Annotated in this window: 20 protein-coding genes; 10 read left to right on the top strand and 10 right to left on the bottom strand. The window is 72.2% G+C overall.

Going from position 1 to position 21,597, the window contains the following annotated elements; translation table 11 throughout:
• Nucleotides 1-183: 183 nt before the first annotated feature.
• The gene (locus R6V09_RS12005; RefSeq protein ID WP_442810028.1) at nt 184-1,320 is read right to left on the bottom strand and encodes a sensor histidine kinase; all 1,137 of its coding nucleotides are present in this window, start codon (nt 1,318-1,320) and stop codon (nt 184-186) included.
• The gene (locus R6V09_RS12000) at nt 1,317-1,985 is read right to left on the bottom strand and encodes a response regulator transcription factor (protein WP_317881373.1); all 669 of its coding nucleotides are present in this window, start codon (nt 1,983-1,985) and stop codon (nt 1,317-1,319) included. Before R6V09_RS12000 ends, R6V09_RS12005 begins: the two co-directional genes overlap by 4 nt.
• Nucleotides 1,986-2,181: 196 nt before the next feature.
• On the opposite strand from R6V09_RS12000, the gene R6V09_RS11995 reads away from it, so the two are divergent.
• Nucleotides 2,182-3,432: a DUF418 domain-containing protein gene (locus R6V09_RS11995; protein WP_317881372.1), complete on the top strand. Its 1,251-nt coding sequence runs from the start codon at nt 2,182-2,184 to the stop codon at nt 3,430-3,432.
• On the opposite strand, the gene R6V09_RS11990 is transcribed toward R6V09_RS11995, so the two are convergent.
• Nucleotides 3,425-4,042, bottom strand: a complete 618-nt coding sequence (locus R6V09_RS11990) for a TetR/AcrR family transcriptional regulator (protein ID WP_317881371.1) — start codon at nt 4,040-4,042, stop codon at nt 3,425-3,427. The genes R6V09_RS11995 and R6V09_RS11990 overlap by 8 nt on opposite strands.
• A 93-nt stretch (nt 4,043-4,135) precedes the next feature.
• Here R6V09_RS11990 and R6V09_RS11985 point away from each other — a divergent pair, with 93 nt between their 5' ends.
• From R6V09_RS11985 to R6V09_RS11975, 3 genes are all read left to right on the top strand, one after another.
• Nucleotides 4,136-4,798: a class I SAM-dependent methyltransferase gene (locus tag R6V09_RS11985; protein ID WP_317881370.1), complete on the top strand. Its 663-nt coding sequence runs from the start codon at nt 4,136-4,138 to the stop codon at nt 4,796-4,798.
• Between the two features lie 38 nt (nt 4,799-4,836).
• Complete coding sequence (locus tag R6V09_RS11980; RefSeq protein ID WP_317881369.1) at nt 4,837-5,448, top strand: hypothetical protein; 612 nt, start codon at nt 4,837-4,839, stop codon at nt 5,446-5,448.
• A 105-nt stretch (nt 5,449-5,553) separates the two neighbouring features.
• Complete coding sequence (locus tag R6V09_RS11975) at nt 5,554-6,729, top strand: NAD(P)-binding domain-containing protein (RefSeq protein ID WP_317881368.1); 1,176 nt, start codon at nt 5,554-5,556, stop codon at nt 6,727-6,729.
• 333 nt (nt 6,730-7,062) lie between these two features.
• Here R6V09_RS11975 and R6V09_RS11970 read toward each other — a convergent pair whose 3' ends face one another.
• Entirely contained in the window at nt 7,063-8,415 is a 1,353-nt protein-coding gene (locus tag R6V09_RS11970; RefSeq protein WP_317881367.1) for an MFS transporter, read from the bottom strand.
• A 137-nt stretch (nt 8,416-8,552) separates the two neighbouring features.
• Here R6V09_RS11970 and R6V09_RS11965 point away from each other — a divergent pair, with 137 nt between their 5' ends.
• A complete protein-coding gene (locus R6V09_RS11965) occupies nt 8,553-8,912 on the top strand; it encodes an ArsR/SmtB family transcription factor (protein ID WP_317881366.1) in 360 nt (119 codons plus the stop codon).
• A gap of 114 nt (nt 8,913-9,026) precedes the next feature.
• Here the strand turns inward: R6V09_RS11965 and R6V09_RS11960 are convergent, their stop codons facing one another.
• The 4 genes from R6V09_RS11960 to R6V09_RS11945 form a co-directional block, all read right to left on the bottom strand.
• Nucleotides 9,027-9,755 carry a DUF1775 domain-containing protein gene (locus R6V09_RS11960; protein WP_317881365.1) on the bottom strand — a complete coding sequence of 243 codons (729 nt, stop codon included), beginning with the start codon at nt 9,753-9,755 and terminating at the stop codon, nt 9,027-9,029.
• Nucleotides 9,756-9,815: 60 nt separating this feature from the next.
• Nucleotides 9,816-10,466 (bottom strand): hypothetical protein, encoded by a 651-nt coding sequence (locus R6V09_RS11955; RefSeq protein ID WP_317881364.1) that lies wholly within the window; start codon nt 10,464-10,466, stop codon nt 9,816-9,818.
• Nucleotides 10,467-10,631: 165 nt separating this feature from the next.
• Nucleotides 10,632-12,977, bottom strand: coding sequence for an ABC transporter permease (locus R6V09_RS11950; RefSeq protein ID WP_317881363.1), 2,346 nt, complete (start codon nt 12,975-12,977; stop codon nt 10,632-10,634).
• Complete coding sequence (locus R6V09_RS11945; protein WP_317881362.1) at nt 12,974-13,666, bottom strand: ABC transporter ATP-binding protein; 693 nt, start codon at nt 13,664-13,666, stop codon at nt 12,974-12,976. Before R6V09_RS11945 ends, R6V09_RS11950 begins: the two co-directional genes overlap by 4 nt.
• A gap of 214 nt (nt 13,667-13,880) precedes the next feature.
• On the opposite strand from R6V09_RS11945, the gene R6V09_RS11940 reads away from it, so the two are divergent.
• Complete coding sequence (locus tag R6V09_RS11940; RefSeq protein ID WP_317881361.1) at nt 13,881-15,176, top strand: sensor histidine kinase; 1,296 nt, start codon at nt 13,881-13,883, stop codon at nt 15,174-15,176.
• Complete coding sequence (locus R6V09_RS11935; protein WP_317881360.1) at nt 15,173-15,883, top strand: response regulator transcription factor; 711 nt, start codon at nt 15,173-15,175, stop codon at nt 15,881-15,883. Before R6V09_RS11940 ends, R6V09_RS11935 begins: the two co-directional genes overlap by 4 nt.
• A 77-nt stretch (nt 15,884-15,960) precedes the next feature.
• Here the strand turns inward: R6V09_RS11935 and R6V09_RS11930 are convergent, their stop codons facing one another.
• Both R6V09_RS11930 and R6V09_RS11925 read right to left on the bottom strand, forming a co-directional pair.
• Nucleotides 15,961-17,646 carry a DUF4132 domain-containing protein gene (locus R6V09_RS11930; RefSeq protein ID WP_317881359.1) on the bottom strand — a complete coding sequence of 562 codons (1,686 nt, stop codon included), beginning with the start codon at nt 17,644-17,646 and terminating at the stop codon, nt 15,961-15,963.
• 315 nt (nt 17,647-17,961) lie between these two features.
• Nucleotides 17,962-18,618, bottom strand: coding sequence for a TetR/AcrR family transcriptional regulator (locus R6V09_RS11925; protein WP_317881358.1), 657 nt, complete (start codon nt 18,616-18,618; stop codon nt 17,962-17,964).
• Between the two features lie 127 nt (nt 18,619-18,745).
• Here R6V09_RS11925 and R6V09_RS11920 point away from each other — a divergent pair, with 127 nt between their 5' ends.
• The 3 genes from R6V09_RS11920 to R6V09_RS11910 all read left to right on the top strand — a co-directional run.
• A complete protein-coding gene (locus R6V09_RS11920) occupies nt 18,746-19,681 on the top strand; it encodes an MBL fold metallo-hydrolase (protein WP_317881357.1) in 936 nt (311 codons plus the stop codon).
• Nucleotides 19,682-19,743: 62 nt separating this feature from the next.
• The gene (locus R6V09_RS11915) at nt 19,744-21,087 is read left to right on the top strand and encodes an MFS transporter (RefSeq protein ID WP_317881356.1); all 1,344 of its coding nucleotides are present in this window, start codon (nt 19,744-19,746) and stop codon (nt 21,085-21,087) included.
• On the top strand, nt 21,084-21,597 hold a 514-nt coding region (locus R6V09_RS11910; RefSeq protein WP_317881355.1), incomplete at its 3' end, for a glycoside hydrolase family 3 N-terminal domain-containing protein. The genes R6V09_RS11915 and R6V09_RS11910, both read left to right, overlap by 4 nt.

The following is a 21,597-nucleotide window of genomic DNA, read 5'->3' as shown; positions in this document are numbered from 1 at the left end:
CCCTCCAACAGGGTCGACCAGGCTTCCGGGCGCCATGATTCCGCAAGGGTCTGACAAGGGTCCGACATCGGCTGAGCGGTCCCGCTACCCGTACGTGCCCCGGGCAGGCCGTTCGTCCAGGAACGCCGCCCCATGACGCGGTCGTGGTGTGCCACCCGCCGGACCGGCATGTGCGTGAGGAGGTCAAGGCAGGTCGTCGGCCGGCAGTTCCAGGCGGAGTTCGTAGCCGCCGTCGGTCGTCGGGCCGGAGGTGATGGTGCCGCCGAGGAGTTCGGCGCGCTGGCGCAGGCCGACGAGGCCGTGGTGGGCGCCGGGCAGGGGGAGTGCGGGGCGGGTGGCGGTGGTGTTGGTGACGGTGGTGCGGAGGGCGCCGTCCCGGTGGTGGATGCGGACGGTGGCGGTGGCGCCGGGGGCGTGTTTGCGGACGTTGGTGAGTGCCTCCTGGACCGTGCGGTAGACGGCGCGCTGGAGGGCGGGCGGGAGTCCGTCGGGCAGGTCGGTCTCCAGTTCCGTCTCGATGCCGCTGGTGCCGATCAGCTGGTGCAGGTCGGCGAGGGAGGGCTGGGGCGTGAGTTCGGTGGGGCGGATGCCGGAGGCGCGCAGGACGCCGACCATGTGGCGCAGCTCTTCCAGGGTCTGCACGCTGAGCCGGCGGATCGTGGCCGCGACCGCTCTCGCCTCGGCGTCCGGGCTGCCGACCTGGAGTGCGCCGGCCTGTACGGCGATGAGACTGACCTGGTGGGAGACCACGTCGTGCATCTCGCGGGCGAGTTGGGCGCGTTCCTTCGCCAACACCGCCTGGGAGCTGAGCAGTTGCTCCTGCTCGCGGGCCTCGGAGATCTCGGCGAGCCGGAGCGTCAACTCACGCCGGGCCTGGACGAGTTGGCCGAGGAAGACGGGGGCGACGGCGGTGGCGAGGGTGTAGGTGAGGTGGACGAGGCTGTAGGTCTCGTCGAGTTCGTCGACATCGAGGGACGTCCACGGCCAGGGCATGAAGTCGACGGTGGCGAAGGCCAGGGCGCAGCCCGCGAGCAGCACGCGGTGGCGGCACAGGGAGGAGAGGGTGTACAGCGCGGCCATCGTGGCGAACGCCGCGTCGCCGATCAGGGCGGAGGGGAGCGTGAGGGCGAAGGCGAGCAGCGGCCGGTGGCGGCGCAGGGTGAGAGCCAGGGCGGCGAGCAGGCCGTAGGCGGTGGCCGGGTGGTTGTCGCTGTCGAGGTTCACCCACAGGTCCAGCAGCGCGACGCAGACCAGCGACGCGTCCAGCAACAGGGCAGGCGGGCGACGGGAGTTCAGCCGGGGACTCGGCCGCGGGTTCATCGGGCGGCTCCGTCCCCGGGCGGCCTGAGCAGGCCCGCCCGTTCGGCGACCAGCGCGGCTTGCACGCGGTTGTCGACCTTCAACTTCTCGAATACGGCGCTGACATGACCTTTGACGGTGCCGTTGCTCAGATGCAGCCGGCCGCCGATCTCGGTGTTGGAGAGCCCTTCCGCCATCAGCGCGAGGACGGCACGCTCACGACCGCTCAGCCGGTCGACGAGTCGGACGGCGTAGGGCTCACGCCCGCCCTGGTCGAGAAAGCCGTCCACCACGGTGCGTACGACCTGCGACGACAGCACGGTTCTTCCCTCGGCCAATGCGCGTATCAGACCGGGCAGTTGCTCGGGGTCGGTGTCCTTGAGGAGGAAACCGGCGGCGCCGGAGCGCAGTGCCGCCTCGACGTATTCGTCGGTGTCGAACGTCGTCAGCATCGCCACCACGGGAGGATCCGGCAGCCGGCGGAGTTCGGCCAGGACGGTCAGCCCGTCCACGTCGGGCATCCGGATGTCCAGCAGGACGACGTCGGGACCCAACTCCCGTACGGCCTCGACGGCTTGACCGCCGGGAACGGCCGCCACGGCCCCGATGTCGTCCGAGGCGTTGAGGATGTGTGTGAAGCCGGTGCGGACGAGGGCCTCGTCGTCGACCACCAGTACCCGGATCATGTGCGCTCCGCTCCTCAACTGCCCGTCCTACGAGGGGTAGCACGCCGAACGGGCCCCGTCCGCAGGACCCGGTGCGGCTCCGGCCGGTCGTCGGCAGGGACCGTCCGGTCGGCCGGTGCGGTTCCGGCCGGTCGGCGGGCCGGCTCCGGAAGGTTGCCCGGTGTGCTGGTCCCCGCGACCCGCGAACCCTGGAGGCATGACACACGACGCACCCCCGGCCACGCCGGCCGCCGCGTTACCGGAGCGGCACCCGGTCCCCTGTGACGCTCCAACGACCGGACGGCTGATCGGTATCGACCTGGCGCGCGGGCTTGCCGTCCTCGGCATGTACTCCGCCCACGTCGGCCCCGACGTCACGGTCGGCGGACCCGTCGGCTTCCTCCTGGAGACCGCACGAGGCCGCTCCTCCGCGCTGTTCGCGGTGCTCGCCGGGTTCTCACTGATCATCATCATGGGACGCCCCCGGCCCCGGACCGGCCGTGCCGGACGCCAGGCGGCGGTGAGGGTCGTGATCCGCGCCGTCGTGCTGCTGGCGCTGGGCTACGCGCTGACCGCCCTGGGCACCGAGGTCGAGGTGATCCTCAGCTGCTACGGCCTGCTCTTCCTGACCGTCCTCCCGCTGCACCGGCTGCGCGCCGCGACACTCGCGCGGATCGCCGCCGCCGGCGCGCTGATCCTGCCCCAACTCCTCTACGCCGTACGGAAGTCCATCGAGGAGGGCACCTGGGCGGACGCGGTCGTCCAGGCGGACCCGCTGGCCCGGATCAGCGGCACGGACGGCGTCGTAGAGCTGCTGTTCACCGGCTCGTACCCGGCCCTGACCTGGGCGCCGTTCCTGATCGCGGGCATGGCGGTGGCCCGCCTCGACCTCACCCGGCCCGGGATCCGGCTCCGGCTGGCCCTGACCGGCGGCGCGTTCGCCGTCCTCGGCTACGGATGTTCCTGGCTGGCCCTGCACCTCGTCCCGCACGCGCTGACCGTCATCTCGTCGGCCACGGGCGGCGGTTCGGCGTCGTCGGCCTGGTGGTCCGACACGGTCGGCGAACCCGAGAACGGCACACCGCTCGCCTGGCTCCTGGTGGCCGCACCGCACAGCCAGACGACCCTCTCCATCATCGGCAACACAGGCGTCGCCCTCGTGGTGATCGCCGCGTGCCTGACCGTCGCCGACCGGATGCCCCGCCCGACCCGGCTGACGAGGCCCGTGTCCGCCGTCGGCACGATGGCGCTGACCGCCTACGTCCTGCACATCGTCGCCCTCTGGCTCCTGACCGATGTCCGGCACGTGGCCGCCGTGGAGGACGAGACGATGTCCGGACTGCCGGCGCTGCTCGCCTTCATCGCCGCCACCATGCTGCTGGCCACCGCGTGGACCCGTCACTTCAGGCGCGGGCCCCTGGAGCACCTGCTGCACACGGCCACCCGGCCCGCACGGCACATCAGGTAGCTTCCGGCAGCAGCGACCGCAGCGCCATCCTCGTCAGATCCGCCTCGACGGCGTCCCGGTCCGGGACGACGGCCGCGCGGAAGGAACGCCCGGCCAGTAGCGAGACGAGCCACCAGGCGGCGGTGTGCGGGTCGATGTCGTCGCGCACATCGCCGGCCGACTGGCCCCGGCTCAGCAGTGCGGCGAGTGCGTCGGCGAAGTGGCGGTGGACCTGGCGCAGGGCCTCGCCGAGTTCCGGGTCGTGGGCCAGGGCGGTGGCGTCGGCGAAGAGGAAGCCGTGGGCGCCGGGCTGGTGGAAGTGGTCCATGTGCGCGGGATCCAGGAAGGCCGCCAGTACCTCGGGCACCGGGCGGCCCGCGTCGGTGGCCTGGTGAAGGAGCGCCGAGACTCCCTCGGTGGCGTGGTCGAGGGCCGCCCGGTAGAGCGCCGACTTGGAGCCGAAGTTCTGGAAGACCACCGGCTCGGTGACGCCGACCTTCCTGGCGATGTCGGAGACCTTGCCGCGCTGGTAGCCGGTCTCGGAGAAGACCTGCGTGGCAGCGGCGAGGATCGACGCGCGTCGCTCGGCGGCGGGCATGCGGGTTCGCGTGCGGGGGCGGGACTCGGTCACAGCGGCCATCGTATGCCGCCCTTGCGTCATTTCTTAGTCGCGACTAAGTTGGCCTCAGTACTTAGTCACGACTAAGTTATGGGGAGGCAGTAAATGAACCTCGGACGCCTCATGCAGGGCAAGCCCCACGCGGACACGCCCGGCGTGACCATCACAACCCCTCGCGCATACGAACTCTTCGGCGACGTCTGCTTCGTCGGCCGCCGCAAGCGTGCCTTCACCCGCCTCGCCGCACTCAGCGGAGCCCGGGCGGGCGACCGCGTCCTGGACGTGGGCTGCGGCACCGGCTACCTGACCCGCCGCATGGCCGACCGCGTCGGCCCGGACGGCGCGGTCACCGGAGTGGACCCCTCGCCGCCGGTCCTGGACTACGCCCGCCACAAGAAGCAGCGCCCCGGCAGCGCGCCCTGCGCCTACCGGGAGGGCATCGCCGAATCCCTCGAACTGCCGGACGCCTCCTTCGACACCGTCGTCACCAGCCTGATGCTGCACCACCTGCCCGAGGAACTCCGCCCCGCGGCACTGCGCGAGATGCACCGCGTCCTGCGGCCCGGCGGGCGGCTGCTGGTCGTCGAGTTCCGGCCGCCGAGGAGCACGCTGGGCCGGTACCTGGTGCACGGAGGCACAGGGCACGCCATGGCGCACAACCGCGTGGACCTGCTGGACGGCCTCGTCGCGGACGCGGGCTTCGAGGTCGGCGGGCACGGTGACGTACGACCCTGGCTGTACTACGTGCGGGCGACGCGGACGCGGTAGTGACAGGGTGTCGGTCCACCCTCCATGATGTGTGGGTCATGGCGACTTCAACCCATGTGTCCCGCCTGCGCTGTTCCGGTGGCGTACCGGCCCCGGTACGGATCGCGGCTGCCCGCGCGGCGCTGTTCGCCGCGGCGGGCACGGTGCTCGCGGTCGCGGGGCACCACGTGGTGTTCGACGTGTCGCCGTCGTGGGGTGCCCGTGGGGTCCTGGCCGGCCTCCTGTTCGCCGTGGCGCTTCCCGTCTCCGGGCAACCGAGCCTGGTTTCACGGCAGTTGGCATTGGCCGTGGTGGGACAGGCGCTCGGGGTCGGCTGGTTCACCACGACCACGGAACCCGCGTACGAACGGCTGTCCACGGCCTGGCCCTTCGTGATCGCCCATCTCGCCATGACCGTCCTGCTCGCCGTCCTCCTGCACGGCGTGCGGGACGGCCGGACCGGTCTTCACCGGGTCGCGGGCGAACTGCGTTCCCTGTGCGCCTGGTTGTGGCGGCTGCTGTTCCCGCGAGAAGGCGTCGAAACCGCCGTCGCGGCTCCCGAGGTGAGGTCCGTCCGCTCCGGACCGGCCCGCGCCTCGCCACGCGAGCCGACGCTCGCCCACTGTGTCGTACGCCGAGGCCCCCCACCCGGCGTGCTCACCGCTGCCTGAACGGCCGTTGGCGATTCGGCGGCGATACACGCGTGTCCGCACGCACCACCACCTGACCGACCACATTCACGGGCGCCCCAACAGGGCTGCCCTCTGGGGGAATTCATGTCCACGACGATCGTCGTGATCGGGGCGGGCCCGTACGGCCTGTCCACCGCCGCGCACCTCAAGGCGCGCGGCCTGCACGTCAGGGTGTTCGGCTCGCCGATGGCGAGCTGGGCCGGGAACATGCCCGCGGGCATGCTGCTGAAGTCGCCGCCGAGCGCGTCGGTGCTGTCCGCGCCGAAGCCCGGCTTCACGCTGGACGCCTACGCCCGGGAGGCGAGGGAGCCGCGGCCGGCGGGGCACGACCCGGTGCCGGTCGAGATGTTCGTCCGGTACGGGCGTTGGTTCGCCGAGCAGTTGGTGCCCGAGGTGGAGAACATCCGCGTGCTGGGTGTCGACCGGCAGGCCGACGGGTTCCACCTCAAGCTCGCCTCGGGCGAGGAACTGCGGGCCTCGGCCGTGGTGGTCGCCAGCGGGACGGACGGTTTCGCGTACGTCCCCGAGCCGCTGACGGCACTCGTCCCCGAGGGGCTCGTCTCGCACAGCTCCCACCACGCGGACCTCGCGAGGTTCGCGGGGCGGGACGTGGTCGTGGTGGGCGCCGGCCAGTCGGCTCAGGAGAGTGCGGCTCTGCTGAGCGAGGCCGGGGCGCGAGTACAACTGCTCGTGCGTGGAAGGGAGTTGGTGTTCGGCGCGGCTCCGACACCTCCGCCGCACTGGCAGCCGGACACGGGGCTGGGCAGGTCCTGGGGGCTGTACGGCGTCGTGCACCATGCGGCGGCGTTCCGCTTCCTGCCTGCGGCGACCCGGCTGCGGCTGGTGAAACGGGTACTGGGCCCCTTCGGCTCCTGGTGGCTCAAGCCCCGCCTGGAGGGTGTCGTGCCCGTCCACGTCGGGCGCCGCATCACGCAGGCCGCGCGGAACGCCGCCGGGGTCACCCTCACCACCCAGGACACCGACGGCCGGATCCACACCATCGAGACCGGTCACGTCCTGGCCGCCACCGGCTACCGGGTCCGCCTCGACGCGCTGGACTTCCTCGCCCCCGAACTGCGGGCCGAACTGACCCGCACGGCCGGCTTCCCGCACCTCGACGCCGGACTCCAGTCGTCGGTGCCCGGCCTGTACTTCACCGGCATCCAGGCGGCGGCGACCTTCGGGCCACTGCTGCGGTTCACGTGCGGCACGCGGTTCGCGGCACCGCGACTGGCCGCGGCGGTGGCGGCGAGGGGCTGACGGCGGATCGGGCCGGGGGGACGTCCCTTCAACGGAACTCCCCCCGGCGGCCTCAACGGACTACGGCTGCTGCGCGAAACGGCCTGGCGGCGGGCCGCCGAGTGAGCCGACGGGAGGCTTCCGCCGAACGGGCGGCGCCGGTACACGGTGATCGGGTGCCGGGTTCGCTTCGCGTCACGGCCCCGGTGCCAGGCGTCGGCCGCGCTGTCCGACCCGCCACACCGGGCAACGAGCCGGGCCCGCCCGGCCAACTCCCCTGATCCTGCGACAGGTTGACGTCACCGCCGTACAGCTGTCTTCGGAGGGCGGGCTCCGGGCCGGGCCGCTCCTTCCTCAGGGGTGTGCGTGGAGGCCGCCGGGAACGCTGTGTCGATGTCGCCAGCCGTTGCCCGCCCGTACGGCGTCCACAAGGTGTGGGTGGTCGGGACGTAGGCCGCTGTGCTCGTGCTCCACCGGAGCGGACTCCCGCGACGGCCACAGGCGTACCGCGATGAGCCCGGCGGCCAGCGTGATCGCGCCCAGCACCGTCACGGCCCACTGCAGACCCGCCGTCGCGCCGAGCCAGCCGGCCAGTGGGTACGTCAGCAGCCAGCAACTGTGGGACAGGGAGAACTGCGCGGCGAACGCGGAGGTGCGCTGCTCGGGTGGGGCCGAGCGGCGCACCAGCCGTCCGGTCGGGGTGAGGACCAGGGAACACGCGCCGCCGAAGGCCGCCCAGACGACGAGGAGCATGGGCCAGCGTCCGCCGCCGCTGTCGGCTGCGGTGAGGACGCCGAGCGCGACGAAGACGACCGTGAGCATCAAGGCGCCGCACAGCATCACCGTCCGGTCGGAGATCCTCGCCAGCACGCGGGGGAGCAGCAGCGCGACGAGCATCGAGCCGCCTCCATAGGCACCGAGCGCCAGCGAGACGTCGGCCGCACCGCGCCCCAGCTGGTCGCGGACGTAGACCACGCTGTTGACGGTGACCGTCGCGCTCGCCGCCGCCACGGCCAGGTTCAGTACGAGCAGGGCACGCAGCTGTGGCACGGCGAAGAAGAGCCGAGTGCCCGCGGTGGCCTTCGAGTAGGCGCTGCCGGCGCGTGGCTCGGTGTGGTCCGTGTCCGCCGCGGGGGACGTCTTCGGCAGGACGGCGGAGACCACCAGGGCGGCCGAGGCGAGGAAGCCGGCCACCGTGCCCAGGAACAGCCAGTTGTAGGTGATCAGGGACAGCAGCGCGGCGGCGAGAGCGGGGCTGAACAGGCTCTCCATGTCGTAGGCGAGGCGGGACAGCGACAGCGCCTGTGTGTAGTCGCGCTCGGCGGGCAGGACATCGGGGATGAGGGCCTGGAAGGTCGGGGTGAAGGCGGCGGACGCCGACTGGAGCAGGAAGATCAGGACGTAGACCTGCCAGACCTGATCCACGAACGGCAGGCACAGCGCGACCGTGGCCCGCGTCAGATCCGCGCCGACCATCAGCGTCCGTCGCGGCAGCCGGTCGGCGATCGCACCGACGGCCGGGGCGATCAACACGTACGCCACCATCTTGATCGCGAGCGCGGTGCCGAGTACCGAACCGGCGTGCGCGCCCGCGATGTCGTACGCGAGCAGGCCGAGCGCGACCGTGGCCAGACCGGTGCCGACCAGCGCGATGACCTGCGCGGCGAAAAGGTGGCGGTAGGCGCGGTTGCGCAGGACGGAGAGCATACGGCGGTCCCTGGGCCTGGGGCGGTGAGGGCGACTGACATCCACAGTACATACAAGTGCGCACCTGCGCACATGTTGACTCCCGAATCGGGCGGCGAACGGCGACTGTGGCTCGTTCCGGCCTCTACGCTGTCGGCATGCCTGCTCGCGAGCCCTTGCCAACTGCGCCCGGTGTGCACCTGCGTCCCCCGGACAGCGCACGCCTCGCGGAGGCGACCGAGGTGTTCGCGATGCTCTCCGACACGACCCGGCTGCACCTGCTGTGGCTGATCGCGCAAGGGGAGTCGGACGTCGGCTCACTGACCGAGCGCTGCGACGCCTCCCGGACGGCGGTCAGCCAGCATCTGGCGAAACTGCGGCTCGCAGGTCTGGTGGAGACGCGGCGCGAGGGACGGCACGTCTACTACCGCCTCCGCGACGGGCATCTGCGACGACTGGTGATCGAAGCGCTCAGCCACGCCGACCACCGGGTGAGCGGCCAGGCCCCGCACGACTGACGACTGACGGCTGAGCGCCGGAGACCGGGTGCCGGGTACCGGTGATGCGAGGGCCCGGCCGCCCGCGGACATGTGCTGTCGGGTCGGCCGGGCCCAGCGCGGGGGCTACGCGGGTTACGCGGAAGCGGCGCCCCGGCGGCGAACGAGATAGACGGCGCCGCCCGCCACGACAACCACCGTGAGACCGATACCGACCCAGGCGCCGGTCGACAGCCCGTCGTCGTCCTTCTCCACGGCCTGGGCGGCGGGCGAGGCGGACGGTTCGGTCTCCTCGGGCGTGGGCGACGGCGAGGCCGCTGTCCCGGTCCCGGTCCCGGTCTTGCTCGGGGAGGGGCTGACCGGCTTCGCTCCCGGCGCGGCGGCCTTCAACTTCAGGACGGGCGCCGGGTTCTCGCCGCTCTCGTCGAGCTCGATCCAGCGGTCGGTACGGCCGTCGCTGTACGTCTGCAACGTCTTGAACGCCAACTCCTTCGTGTCCGGGAGCTGCTTGACGACGACGGAGTACTCGGCGTTGACGCCGGCCTTCACCGCGGGGCCCCCGACGGTGTAGCCGTCGGCGGCGGCCGTGAACTTCCAGCCCTTGGGGCCTTCGCCGTAGGCCACGTCGGCGGGCGCGATGCCCGTGGGCAGGACCACACGGATCTTGGTGACTCCGGCGGTGGAGGACTCCGACTCGGCGTCGAAGGCGATCTCGACGTTCTCGGCGAGGGCCTGGGCCTTGTCGGACTCGACCTCCACGTGGGCGGAGGCCGGGCCCGCGGTGAGGAGGACGGCGGTGGCGGTCGCGGCGGTCACCAGGATCAGGCGGCGGGCGGTGCTGTGCGTGCTTGCGGCACGGAACATGGGTGTCTCGTCTCCAGGCATGGGGGAGCGCGGGGAGCCTCAACGGCGTTCCCGGCAAGGTCAGTTGGCGTGAGTGAGCCCTGCCTGGGGAGGGCCCCGCCGTACCACCACGTCCGCGAGTACCGCCCCTTTGAGGGGCGGACGTTCCAGCCAGGCGTGGACAAGGGCCGGCAGCCTGCCGTCCGGCGCCGCCGTCCGCTCGCCGAGCAGGGTCCACGCCATGTCGATGCGTGCGCGGGCCGTCTCGACGGCGGTCGCAAGTCCGCGCGCCAGAGACCAGCAGACGGTGTCCGCGCGGTGCAGGAGCACGGCGACGAGCACGGCAGCCGCCGCGTGCACGGCGGTCATCGCCGGCGAGCCGTGCGCCTGGTCGTGCCAGGCCGCGTGGGCGTCCATACCGTGATCCATGTCCGTGGGCATGGCCATGGACGCCGTACCGTCCGGGTGTTCCGCCATGAGCCACAGGTGCAGCCCCGCCTGCGCGGCACCGCACACCGCCACCACCGTGGCGAGCGAGCGGGGACGCCGCGTACCGACCAGACCGATCACGAAAAGCACCGCCGCCGCCCATCCGGACCGCCGCCACGGCATCGCCTCTTCGGCGACCAGATGGTGCGCGCTCACCCCGAGCACCGTCCCGACGAGAGCGAACATCGCCGCCCGCAGGACGGGCAGCGGCGCGTGGCGCGTCGTCGTACGGAGCTTGGTCATGGCCCGCCCATCATCGGGCATCGTCGGGTCCGCACGGAGGCCGGATCCCTAAAGAGGGGGCTCGTCCGGAATACCCGACCACGTCACGGTCCCCGTGCCGGCCACACCCTGCCTGACCGTGTGGGAACGCCACCGCAGAGGGCCCGGCAGGGGTGCGTTCCTTTCCTATTCGGTCCGCAGGGCGGTGGCGGTGCGGACCCTGGCGGCCCAACTCGCGGGCAGCAGTGCGCCCAGGACGGCGATGAGCAGGCCGCCCAGGACCAGCAGGGCCAGTTCGGCCGCGTGGTAGACGGCGACCACGGAGTCGGGGAGGTCGAGGCCGGCGCTGTGGCCCATGGCGGGGACGACCCAGCCGTGCAGGGCGACGCCCAGCGGAACTCCCAGGGCGCCGCCGGCCAGTCCGGTCACGACGACGGAGGTGACGACCATCGTGATCATCTGTCGGGGGGTCATGCCCAGGGCTTTGTGGATGCCGAGTTCCCGGACGCGTTCGCGCGTGTCGAGCACGACCGCGTTGAGCACACCCAGCGCGGCGACGGCGACGAGCATCAGCGTCAGGAGCGCGGACAGCGCGTTCAGGGTGACGACCATGTCGCTGCCGCCTTCGGCCTGGCCGGTCCGGGCGGTGACCCCCAGCGGTTTCAGGCCCTTGTTCAGCGCGTCGACGTAAGTGGCCACGTCGGTACCGGATTTCACCGCGATGTGTTGTGTGGTGTCCGTCAGGTCGGGGTGCGCGGGTGCGAGCGTCGCGGCGTCGGTGAACACCTGCATGCCGTCGTTGCGGGGGTCGAGGACCTCGCCGACGATCCGGACCGTGACGGCCTTGCCCAGGCCGTCGAGAGTGACGGTGCCCCCGATGTGCGTGCCGGCGGCGGTGAGGAAGGCGGTGGGCACCACGGCCTCGCCGGGCTCGGCGATCCACCGGCCGGAGACCATGACGTAGCCGCCCCAGGAGGCGTCGCCGGTGAAGGCGACGACCGTGGTGGTGCCCGCGACGCCGGGGACGGTGGCCCGAGTTGTCGCGGTGCTGTAGTAGGTCCCGGTCGCGGGCTGGGCGACGATCGCGGCGGCCACGGCGGCCGGATCGGGCTCAGGCCCCGTCGCGGCGATCGGACCGTCGGGGCCGGGTTCCGGCAGCGGTGCGGCGACGGTGACGTCGGCGGTGTCGTGGGCCTTGGCCTTCGTCACTTCGGCGAGCGATGCGCCCATGCCGACGGTGAAGGTGATGGCGGTGGCGCCGAACAGGACCGCCGTTCCCATGCTCAGCGCACGGGCAGGGCGGGCGAAGGGACGGGTCAGCCCCAGGGCGACCGGCCGGGACAGGGGGAGCCGTCCGGCAAGGCGCGCCGCCCACCGGCCGCGGTCCGTCCGCGCGGTGAGCCCGACGGCGAGCGCGTCGACCGTGCGCAGGCGTCCGGCCCTCCAGGCACTCGCCCACGCGGTCACCACGACCAGGCCGAGTACGCCGGTGATCACGGCCGCGTCGACCCAGGGGGCGACGGCCAGGGAGGTGGTGCCGTAGACGTCCTCGGTCTCGGACATCACCGGTACGGCCAGCAGGTGGCCCGCGAGGACACCGAGTGCCGTGCCGACCGTCGCCGGGATCAGGGCCTGGCCCACATGGGCGCGCACGACCTGCGCCGGGGTGAAGCCGACGGCCTTGAGGATGCCGATCCGGCGCAGCCCCGCACCCACCGTGCCGGCGACCACGTTGCCCACGACGAGGACCGACATGACCAGGCCCAGGACGCCGAACGCGAGGAGGAACGGTACGTACAGCGCGGTGTCGCGCTCGGCGGACGCCCTGACGGTCAGCCAGGACTGCGTCCCCGTCACCGCCTTGACTCCCGCTGTCACGGCCTTGCGGCCCGCCGAGACCTGTGCGGCCGTGCCGGCGGCGGTGAAGCGGTAGAGCATCTCGTAGCTGCCGGGGCGGTCGGGCGTGGTGAGCTCGGTGACCTGGGACGGTGTCACCCACGCGTCGGCGCTCCCGGTGACCGAGCGGGCCGCGCCGACCACCTTCAGGGTGGGGGCACCGGGCAGCCCGGGGAAGGCGAGTTGGAGACCGAGGGTCGGAAACAGCGAGGCGTCCGTGTTCAGCACGATCTCGCCGGGACGAGTGGCCCAGCGCCCGGCGGTCAGCGTGAGGTCGTCGACCGCTCCGTCGTGATCGGCACGGCCGACGACGGTCATCGGCCACGCATCCGCGCCGCCGTGGAGGCGTGGGACGACCGACACCGCGCGGAACGGGCCCGCCGCAGCCGCCACCCCGTCGGCGCGCCCGGTCGCCCTCACCTGCCCGGCGCCGGTACGGGCCGCGTCGAAGTCGACGGACAGGTGCGCGCCGTGCTGCCGGGCGAAGGCGTCGTCGAACGGCTCGCCGGAGACCACCAGCAGCGAGCCTCCCAGGACGGACGCGGCGACCGCCACCATCGCGGTCAGGCCGATCACCAGCGTCTGCACCCGGCGTCTTCCCACACCCGAGCGCACCACCCGGCCCAGCGCGCTCATCGAGCCACCTCCGCGCTGACGTCCTCGGCGATCCGGCCGTCGACGATCCGCACCGTGCGGTCGGTGCACGAGCGGGCCAGAGCGAGATCGTGCGTGACGACGACCAGGGTCTGGCCCTCGGCGTTGAGGTCCCTGAGCAGGCGGCTGACGTCCTGACCCGCGGCCGTGTCGAGCGCGCCGGTGGGTTCGTCGGCCAGGATCAGCGGCGGCCGGTTCATCAACGCCCTTGCCACCGCGACGCGTTGGCGTTCACCACCGGACAGCCGCCCCGGGTGGGCGCGGGCGTGCCGGCCGATGCCGAGGGTTTCGAGCAGTTCCGCGGCCCGCCGATGCGCGTCGCCCCGTGCTGTGCCGGCCAGCTGCGCGGGAAGCGCGACGTTGTCCGCGACGGTCAGGTCGTCGAGCAGGTTGAAGAACTGGAAGACCATGCCGATCCTGGACCGCCGGTAGCGGGCCGCCGCGGCCTCGCCCAACCGGTCGACCCGTACGCCGTCCACGGTGACGGTCCCCGTGTCCGGCCGGTCCAGGCCCGCGATCAGGTTGAGCAGCGTGGACTTGCCGCTCCCCGAGGGCCCGAGAATCGCGACGGCCTCACCGGGCCGCACGGTCAACGACGCCTCCCGCAGTGCGGGCGGTCCGTCGTCGTATCTGCGGCTCACGTCGCACAGTTCGATCACCGGCTCGGTCATGAGGGGCTCCTGGGGTCCACGCGTCTGGAGCCCCGGACGCTAGGCGGCCTCCCGCCCCGGCCACGTCCTTCGCCCGAGCCGTTTCCGGTCCTCCGACGGAACGAGGGGCCCGCGGGCGTCCTCCCTGAGAAGTAGTCGGCTGATGCAGGCGATGTGCGAGGAGTGATAGCTGAGACGGATCCCAGGAGAACGGCAGGACAGCGAGAATGTGCCGGTGACGAACGGGACGACTGCGGTGGACCGGCTGCGTGAGGCGGCCCGCCATGCGCTGCGCCCGACCGGACCGGCGCCGCAACTCACCCGGCGCAGATGGCAGTTCGACCTGGTCGTGGCGGTGGCCTTCGCCGTCAGCACCGTGTACTACGCCATCGACGTGACGGACAACCAGACACGCGAAGTCCTCCCCGGCGTGGGCAAGGCGATCCAACCGTCGGGACCGTATGCCGCGATGGCCCTGAGCGCCCTCGCGCTGGTCACCTCGGGTGCCCTGGCATGGCGCCGCCGCTACCCGCTCGCCGTGTTGTGCGCGGTGACCTGTCTCGCGCTGCTGACCCCGGAGGACGTTCAGCGACTGACCTTCTACCCCCTCGTCGTCGCCGTCTACAGCGCCGCGGCCTACAGCCCGTACCGGATTCCCACCCTGGCGGCCGTACCGACGGCGGTCCTCCTGATCTACACATCGGGTACCGATACCACCCACCTCTACCCGTACCAGCCGGGCATCGTCCCCAACGAGTACGTGGTCCTGTGGATCCTCGGGCCGCTGGCGATGGCCGCCAACGGCCTGCGCACCTGGCGGGTGCGTACCGACGAGGGCCGCGCGCGGCTGACCGCCGTGGAACGCGAGCAGGCGGAGTCGCTGCGTCGCGCCGTCGACGAGGAGCGCGCCAGAATCGCCCGCGAACTGCACGACGTCGTCACCCACAACGTCAGCGTCATGGTCATCCAGGCCGGCGCCGCCCGCAGGGTCATGAGAGCCGTCCCCGACGAGGCCGACGAGGCACTGCTCGCCGTCGAGGCGAGCGGGCGGGCCGCCATGACCGAACTGCGCCACGTCATGGGGCTGCTCACCATGGACAGCGGCGACCAGGACGCGACCCGCGCCGAGAACCTGACCCCACAGCCGGGTCTGGAGCAACTGGAGACACTCGTCGGGCGGGTCCGGGACGCCGGCCTTCCGGTCGACCTGAAGATCACCGGAGCGGCCCGCACCATGCCACCCGGCATCGGCCTCACCGCCTACCGCGTCGTCCAGGAGGCACTGACCAACACGGTCAAACACGCGTCCGGGGCACGCGCCGCCGTCTGCGTCGAATACGCCCCCGACCGGCTGCGGGTGGAGGTCTCCGACACCGGCGGCCCCCCGGGCCCGGGCGCGGCCACCGGGAACGGCCGCGGACTGCTCGGCCTGCGCGAGCGCCTCTCCGTCTACGACGGAACCCTGCACACCGGTCGGCGCCTCACCGGCGGCTACCGTGTCGAAGCTCTCATCCCCCTGGAGGCACCGTGACCGAGCCGCCGCTGCGCGTGGTGCTCGCCGACGACCAGACCCTGGTCCGCTCCGGATTCCGGATGATCCTGCGCTCCGGCGGCATCGAGGTGGTCGCCGAGGCCACCGACGGGTTCGAAGCCGTCGACGCGGTCCGCCGCACTCTGCCCGATGTGGTCCTGATGGACGTCCGGATGCCCGAGATGGACGGCCTGGAGGCGACCCGCCGCATTCTCACCGGCACTCCGGGCGAACCCCGCGTCATCATCCTGACCACCTTCGACCTCGACCAGTACGTCTACGCGGCACTCTCCGCCGGCGCCAGCGGCTTCCTCCTCAAGGACGTCACCCCCGAGCAGCTGATCTCCGCGGTCCTCACGATCCGCTCCGGCGACGCCCTGCTCGCACCGGCCGTCACCCGCCGCCTGGTGGAGAGATTCACGCACCAGGACGGCCATGACGGCCGGACCACCGCAATCCACCGCGACCTCGCCTCGCTCACCCCGCGCGAACGTGAAGTCCTGGGCCTGATGGCCCGAGGGCTGAGCAACGTCGAAGTCGCCGACCGCCTGCACCTGGCCGAGACGACCGTCAAGACCCACGTCTCCCGCATCCTCGCCAAGCTCCGACTGCGTGATCGCGTCCAGGCCGTCATCGCCGCCTACGAGACAGGGCTGGTCAGCGTGGGCAGGCAGGAGCCCGCAGTGCCATCCGCCGACCATCCGTGAACCGCCCCGCCGACGGACCGCGCCGCGTGGACACGCATGCGATTCGCCTTCAAGACCCCGCCACCCGCGCATGGGCGTCAGGACGATCGCTCCGGCCTGCTGTCCCCCACCGGGCGGCGGGACGAACCCCGTCGTACGGGCACCTGGCGAACGGGCTGTCTCAGGCCGCCGAGTTCCAGATGGATCTGCCAGGCGCGGGCCTGTGCCCGATCGGCGTGGGCAGGGTTCCAGAGACGTACCGTGTCGGTGCTCGTGACCTCGTGCGTCCGACCCGGGATGTCTCGCAACAGCCACCGGCCGCCGAGGCCGCGCACGGGCAGCCCGGTGAAGGTGCCGGCGGTGGTGTCCGCCTCCCAGACCAGTGCCTGGGCGAGGGGACCGGCGACGTCGTGGTCGAGCCAGCGCGCGCTGAACTGTTCACCGGTCAGCGCGGTGCCGGTGGCGAGGAGTTCGGCGAGGGCGCCACGCTCGCGTTCGGCCTGGGCGGCAAGGCGCGGGAGCCGTTGCCGCAGAGCGGTCAGCTCCAGGACGTATCTCCCGTTGAGGTGGCGCATCCCGTACGGCGTCACCGCCTCTCCCCGGTCGGTGCGGATCTCCACGCCGACGGAGCCGTCCGGGCGTACGGCCAGGTGGGCCGTGTGCTGGTCGAGGGCCAGCTCGCGGGCTCCTTCGGACAGGAACTCGTCGGCGATCGCGTCCAGGCCGGCGCGTGCCGCGGCGGCTGCCTCGGGCGGCAGTCCTGACAGTGCCCTGCGGTGCCGTCCCAGCCCGGGCATGCCGGCCGCGGCACTCAGGGCGGTGACTCCCGCCCGCGCCGGGAGAATGTCCCGGTCCTGAAGGCCCGGAAGCCGCCGGTCGAGGCCGCGGCCCAGGGCCTGTGCGGCCACCAGCTCGATGAGGGCCGGCTCTCCGGTGAGGCAGGCCGCCCAGGCGGCTCCGGCCGTGAGCTTCGCCTGGTCGAGGACGGGCGCCTGCCTGCCGAGTGTCGATTCGGTCATGTGGCCGGCGTAGCTCGTGTTCATGCGCAGCAGGGCGCTCACGACCTCGGGGGCGACCGGGAGCATCTCCAGCCGCTCACGGACCTGGCCGAGCCAGGACTGGGCCGGACGGAAGCTGTCGATGGTGAGGAGTGTCGCGAGCAGGTCCAGCACACCGGGTTCGAAGACCAGCGTGCCCAGCTCGGTCAATGCCCGGTCGCTGTAGGTGTCCCGGTCGGGGAGGAGCCGCGGCAGGCGCTTGAGGACCTCGCGGTCGTACGGCAGGTCCAGCAGGGCGGTGGCCTCCTCGACGGAGAGATGCCACTGACACTGCCGCGAGCGGGCCGAGCGGTGGTGGTCACGGGCGCTCAGCACGATGGAGCGCAACTGAGGCCGGTAGCGGGCCCATTCGGACGGTTCCTGTTCCCGTACGGCGGCGAGCGGCAGCCCCAGGGACCGGCACACCCGGGGGGACCAGTAGGCGAGAGCCAGCAGTTGTTCGGTCTCGTCGGGGGACCAGCCGCACGTGTGCCGCGTCAGCGCGGCCTCCATGCAGATGTCCCCGGTGCCGTGCGGGTCGCTCAGCAGCGCCAGTCCCAGCCGTCGGCGGTCCCGGGGTTCGAGGGAGTCGACGAGACGGTGGCTGTGGCTCCACTGGGAGGGATCGGCCGGGACGAGGACGATGCCGCGCCGGATCTCCTCGTCCGGCGTCGGATGCCGTCCGAGGTCGCGGTGGCGCGCACGGGCCGCGGCTCTTCTCAGCGCTGGGGGCAGCGGCGGCACCACGGCGTCGCTCCGGGTCCGGTGGGGGAACGACCGGTCTCTCGCCCACCATGGCCACATAGGCCCCACCTCCGTCGGTGCCATTCCCCGCCCGGTGCCGAAAATATCCTCGTCGGCTGCCCGTCCTTGTGGCCAACTTCCTTGAACAGCAAGCTGGTTGAAGTGACGTGGATCCCGGCCGACCGGTGACTTGCCCGCTTCCGGGCCGTATGACGGCCGCACGCCGACACCAGGTCTGGTCTGTTTCGACCCGGCGCATCACCTGGTGGGCCCGGCTCAGCGGCTGGTGGGTTCGGCTCAGCGGTTGGTGAGCCAGGCTCAGCGGCTGGAAGACGTGCCCTTTCCTTCCCGGGCGAGCATGCCGAGCAGGATGACATCGAGGGCGCCGTCGAGGCGGTCGCGCAGGTCGAACGGCGCGGGCTCCGCCCGGATCCAGCGCAGGATCGTGGAGAAATAGCAGGCGGCCAGCATGGCGCCGACCTGTTCGGCGTCGACGCCTGTCCGGAGCTCTCCGCGCTGCCGCCCCTGCTCGACGATCCTCGCCAGTTCGATTTCGAGGGACGGGTCGTGCAGGAGGCTGCCGACCCGGGCCGCGGCGTCCATCAGGATTTTGGTCTCCGCCCGGGAGGCGATGTTGAGCTCGGCCATCTCCCGGAGGTAGCGGCGCAGCCGGTCGCCGACCGACAGGTCCTGCGCCGGGGACGGGCCGAGTATCTCCGCGACGCGCGCCCGGCGGCGGGCGCCCCACTCCTCCAGGAAGCCGACCTTCTGGGAGAAGTGGTTGAAGACCGTGGCCCGGGCGACGTCGGCGGTCTCCGCGATCTGCTCCATGGTCGTCGTCTCGTAGCCCTGGGAGACGAACAGGTCCAGCGCGGCGGCGTAGAGCTGGTCGCGCACCTGCCGGCGCTTGCGCTCGCGACGTCCGGTGGGCGGAGCGTCCGCCGCGGGTGTGGCTCCCGCCTCCGGGATCTTCATGGCGCTCAGTACAGCACAGGCGTCCAGAAGTCTTGACCGCCGGCGCCCCCATACTTAGATTGCAGTCCATTGATGGACTCCAGTCCATTAATTTCCGGTCCATTGACGGACTCGAACTGGAGGCAACGTGGCTTCCCTGGTTTCTCCCGTGCGCCCGGTCGACCTGGGCCGTGGCTGTCATGCGTGGATCCCGAGCGCCGGCGGCTGGGGCATGAGCAACGCCGGGCTGGTCACCGGCCGGGGCGAGTCCCTGCTCGTCGACACCCTCTTCGACCTGCCTCTGACCCGGGCCATGCTGGACGGACTGGCACCGCTGACCGGCACCGCGCCCATTTCGACCGTGGTCAACACCCACGGCAACGGCGACCACTGGTTCGGCAACCAGCTCGTGGCCGACGCCGAGATCATCGCGGCCCGCGGATCCCTGACCGACATGCGGCAGGCGGGCCCGGACGAGGTGCGGGCGCTGCTGGCCGAGGACAGCGACGCCGGACGGTACGCCCGCCGGATCTTCGGCCGCTTCGACCATCGCGATGTCCAACCCGTCCTCCCGAACCGGGTGTTCGACGGCGAGACGGTCCTGGACATCGGGGGGACGGAGGTCCGGCTGATCGACGCGGGCCCCGCGCACAGCGCCGGAGACACGATCGTCCACGTCCCGAGCGCCCGGACCGTCTACACCGGTGACATCGTCTTCGCCGGCTCCACCCCCCTCGTCTGGCACGGCCCCTTTGCGTGCGGCCTGGCAGCCTGCGACCTGTTGCTGAGCCTCGACGTGGACACCCTCGTGCCGGGACACGGCCCGGTCACCACCAAGAAGGCCGTCCGGACCGTCCGCGACTACCTGTCGTACGTCCATGAAGAGGCCACCGCCCGGTTCACCGCCGGGATGCCGGCCGCGGACGCGGCACAGGACATCCGCCTCGGTCCCTTCGCCGGCCTGGAGGAGAGCGAACGCCTCGCGGTCAACGTCTACACCGTCTACCGCGAACTCGACCCCGTCCTGCCCCCGCTCGACGGCCCCCAGCTCTTCGGCCGCATGGCCTGCCTCGCCTGTCCCTGAGCCGCGTCCGTCCCGCTCGCTCGGCCTTCCGCCTCCGCAGCCGCACCCACCAAGGAGGAGACATGGTCTCCAGCCCCGCCTACGACCCACCCGCCGCACCCTCCGACCCACCCGCCGCCCCGTCCGGCACGCCGGCCGTCCCGCACCCGGGCACCATCGTCGCCGGATGCCTGGCGGTCTGCCTCGCCCAGATCGGCCTCGTCCTGCCCGCCGCGATCAACGGCGTCATCCAGCGCTCCCTGGGGACCTCCGGCGCGGAACTCACCTGGATCACCGACGCGTTCCTCGTCCCCGCCGCGGTCCTGGCACTGACCTTCGGTGTCGTGGGCGACCTGTACGGCCGTAAGAAACTCCTGGTGGGCGGCTCCCTCCTGGCAGCGGTCGGCTATCTGGTCTCCGCCACCTCCGACTCACCGGCACAGCTGATCACCGGGCAGGCGCTGTCCGGCATCGGCGCCGCGGCCCTCTTCCCGGCCTCCCTCGCCGTGATCACCGCCGGGACCCCGACGCCGGCGGCCCGCGCCCGGGGACTCGCCTCCTGGACCACCGCACTGTCCCTGGGCGCCCTCATCGCTCCGCTGCTGTCCGGCGCGGTCGTCGAACACGCCTCCTTCCACTGGGCGTTCGCGGCCGCGGGCGTCCTGGCGATCGTCACCGCGGCCGTGGCCTGGCGGCTGGCCGCGGAATCGAGCGCACCCGAAGGCCGCTCACTGGACTGGCCGGGGCAGATCACCATCGCCCTCGCCCTGCTGGCCCTGCTCTACGGCATCATCCAGGGCCCCACCGACGGCTGGGGGTCGGTGACGGTCGTCGGCTCCTTCGTCGTCGCCGCGGTGATGCTGGGGGCGTTCATTGCGGCCGAGTCGCGCGGCAAGTCACCGATGCTGCGCCTGGAACTGTTCCGCAATCCCGCGTTCTCGGCCTCGGCCGCCATGGCGGTGATCGGCATGTTCGGTTTCCTGGGCGGCGCGTACGACCTGAGCATCCGGCTCGGTGTCATCCAGCACCAGAGCCCGCTGCGGGTCGCGGTGTCGTTCCTGATCATCCAGGCCGTCACCCCGCTCATCTGGCCACTGCTGGTCCGCCTGCTCCAACGGGTGGGCCCGGGCCCGATGCTGGTCACCGGCTTCGTCTCGCTGGCCGCGGCCCAACTGTGGCTGCGCGCGGTGCCGGTGCACGAGACCGGGATCCCCGCCCTGCTGGGGCCGCTCGTGCTCAGCGGCGTCGGCTTCGGACTCGTCGTCGCCGCCATCACCGCCGCCGCCGTCAACGCCGTACCACTCCACCTCACCGGCATGGCCGCCGCGACCACCAGCCTGGTCCGCGACCTCGGCCAGACCCTCGGTCCCGCGGTCGTCGGCGCCGTCGCCCTCGCCAGGCTCGCCAACGACGGTGACACCCGATGACCGCCCCCACCCCCCTCTACCGCGACCCCACCGCCCCCGTCGACACCCGCGTCCGCGACCTCCTCACCCGGATGACCCTGCGCGAGAAGGTCGGTCAGCTCAACCAGCGGATGTACGGCTGGGACGCCTACCGCCGCACTCCTCAGGGCTACGAACTCACCGACGCCCTCCGCGCCGAGACCGCCCGCTTCGCCGGACTCGGCGCGCTCTACGGCCTGTTCCGCGCCGACGCCTGGTCCGGCGTCGACCACTCGAACGGACCCGGGGCCCAAGACAGCGCCGCCCTGGCCGAGTTGGTGCAGCGCCATGTGATCGACAGCAGCCGGCTCGGCATCCCGGCCCTCTTCGCCGAGGAGGTGCCGCACGGCCACATGGCACTGGACGGCACGGTCCTCCCGGTCAACCTGGCCGTCGGCGCCACCTGGGACCCCGACCTGTACGAGCGCGCCGCCGCCCACGCCGCCGCCGAACTCCGCGCCCGTGGCGCCCACCTGGCCCTCGTCTCCGCCC

This window comes from Streptomyces sp. W16, from assembly GCF_033194735.1.
GTDB lineage: Bacteria > Actinomycetota > Actinomycetes > Streptomycetales > Streptomycetaceae > Streptomyces.
Note: the sequence above shows the minus strand (reverse complement) of the source record. Positions and strands in the feature narration are given on the sequence as shown.

Bases quoted from the DNA above. Each gene is read 5' to 3' on its own strand.
- R6V09_RS12005 (WP_442810028.1), bottom strand. From the start codon at position 1,320: ATGAACCCGCGGCCGAGTCCCCGGCTGAACTCCCGTCGCCCGCCTGCC.
- R6V09_RS12000 (WP_317881373.1), bottom strand. From the start codon at position 1,985: ATGATCCGGGTACTGGTGGTCGACGACGAGGCCCTCGTCCGCACCGGC.
- R6V09_RS11995 (WP_317881372.1), top strand. From the start codon at position 2,182: ATGACACACGACGCACCCCCGGCCACGCCGGCCGCCGCGTTACCGGAG.
- R6V09_RS11985 (WP_317881370.1), top strand. From the start codon at position 4,136: ATGAACCTCGGACGCCTCATGCAGGGCAAGCCCCACGCGGACACGCCC.
- R6V09_RS11980 (WP_317881369.1), top strand. From the start codon at position 4,837: ATGGCGACTTCAACCCATGTGTCCCGCCTGCGCTGTTCCGGTGGCGTA.
- R6V09_RS11975 (WP_317881368.1), top strand. From the start codon at position 5,554: ATGTCCACGACGATCGTCGTGATCGGGGCGGGCCCGTACGGCCTGTCC.
- R6V09_RS11970 (WP_317881367.1), bottom strand. From the start codon at position 8,415: ATGCTCTCCGTCCTGCGCAACCGCGCCTACCGCCACCTTTTCGCCGCG.
- R6V09_RS11965 (WP_317881366.1), top strand. From the start codon at position 8,553: ATGCCTGCTCGCGAGCCCTTGCCAACTGCGCCCGGTGTGCACCTGCGT.
- R6V09_RS11960 (WP_317881365.1), bottom strand. From the start codon at position 9,755: ATGTTCCGTGCCGCAAGCACGCACAGCACCGCCCGCCGCCTGATCCTG.
- R6V09_RS11955 (WP_317881364.1), bottom strand. From the start codon at position 10,466: ATGACCAAGCTCCGTACGACGACGCGCCACGCGCCGCTGCCCGTCCTG.
- R6V09_RS11950 (WP_317881363.1), bottom strand. From the start codon at position 12,977: ATGAGCGCGCTGGGCCGGGTGGTGCGCTCGGGTGTGGGAAGACGCCGG.
- R6V09_RS11945 (WP_317881362.1), bottom strand. From the start codon at position 13,666: ATGACCGAGCCGGTGATCGAACTGTGCGACGTGAGCCGCAGATACGAC.
- R6V09_RS11925 (WP_317881358.1), bottom strand. From the start codon at position 18,618: ATGAAGATCCCGGAGGCGGGAGCCACACCCGCGGCGGACGCTCCGCCC.
- R6V09_RS11915 (WP_317881356.1), top strand. From the start codon at position 19,744: ATGGTCTCCAGCCCCGCCTACGACCCACCCGCCGCACCCTCCGACCCA.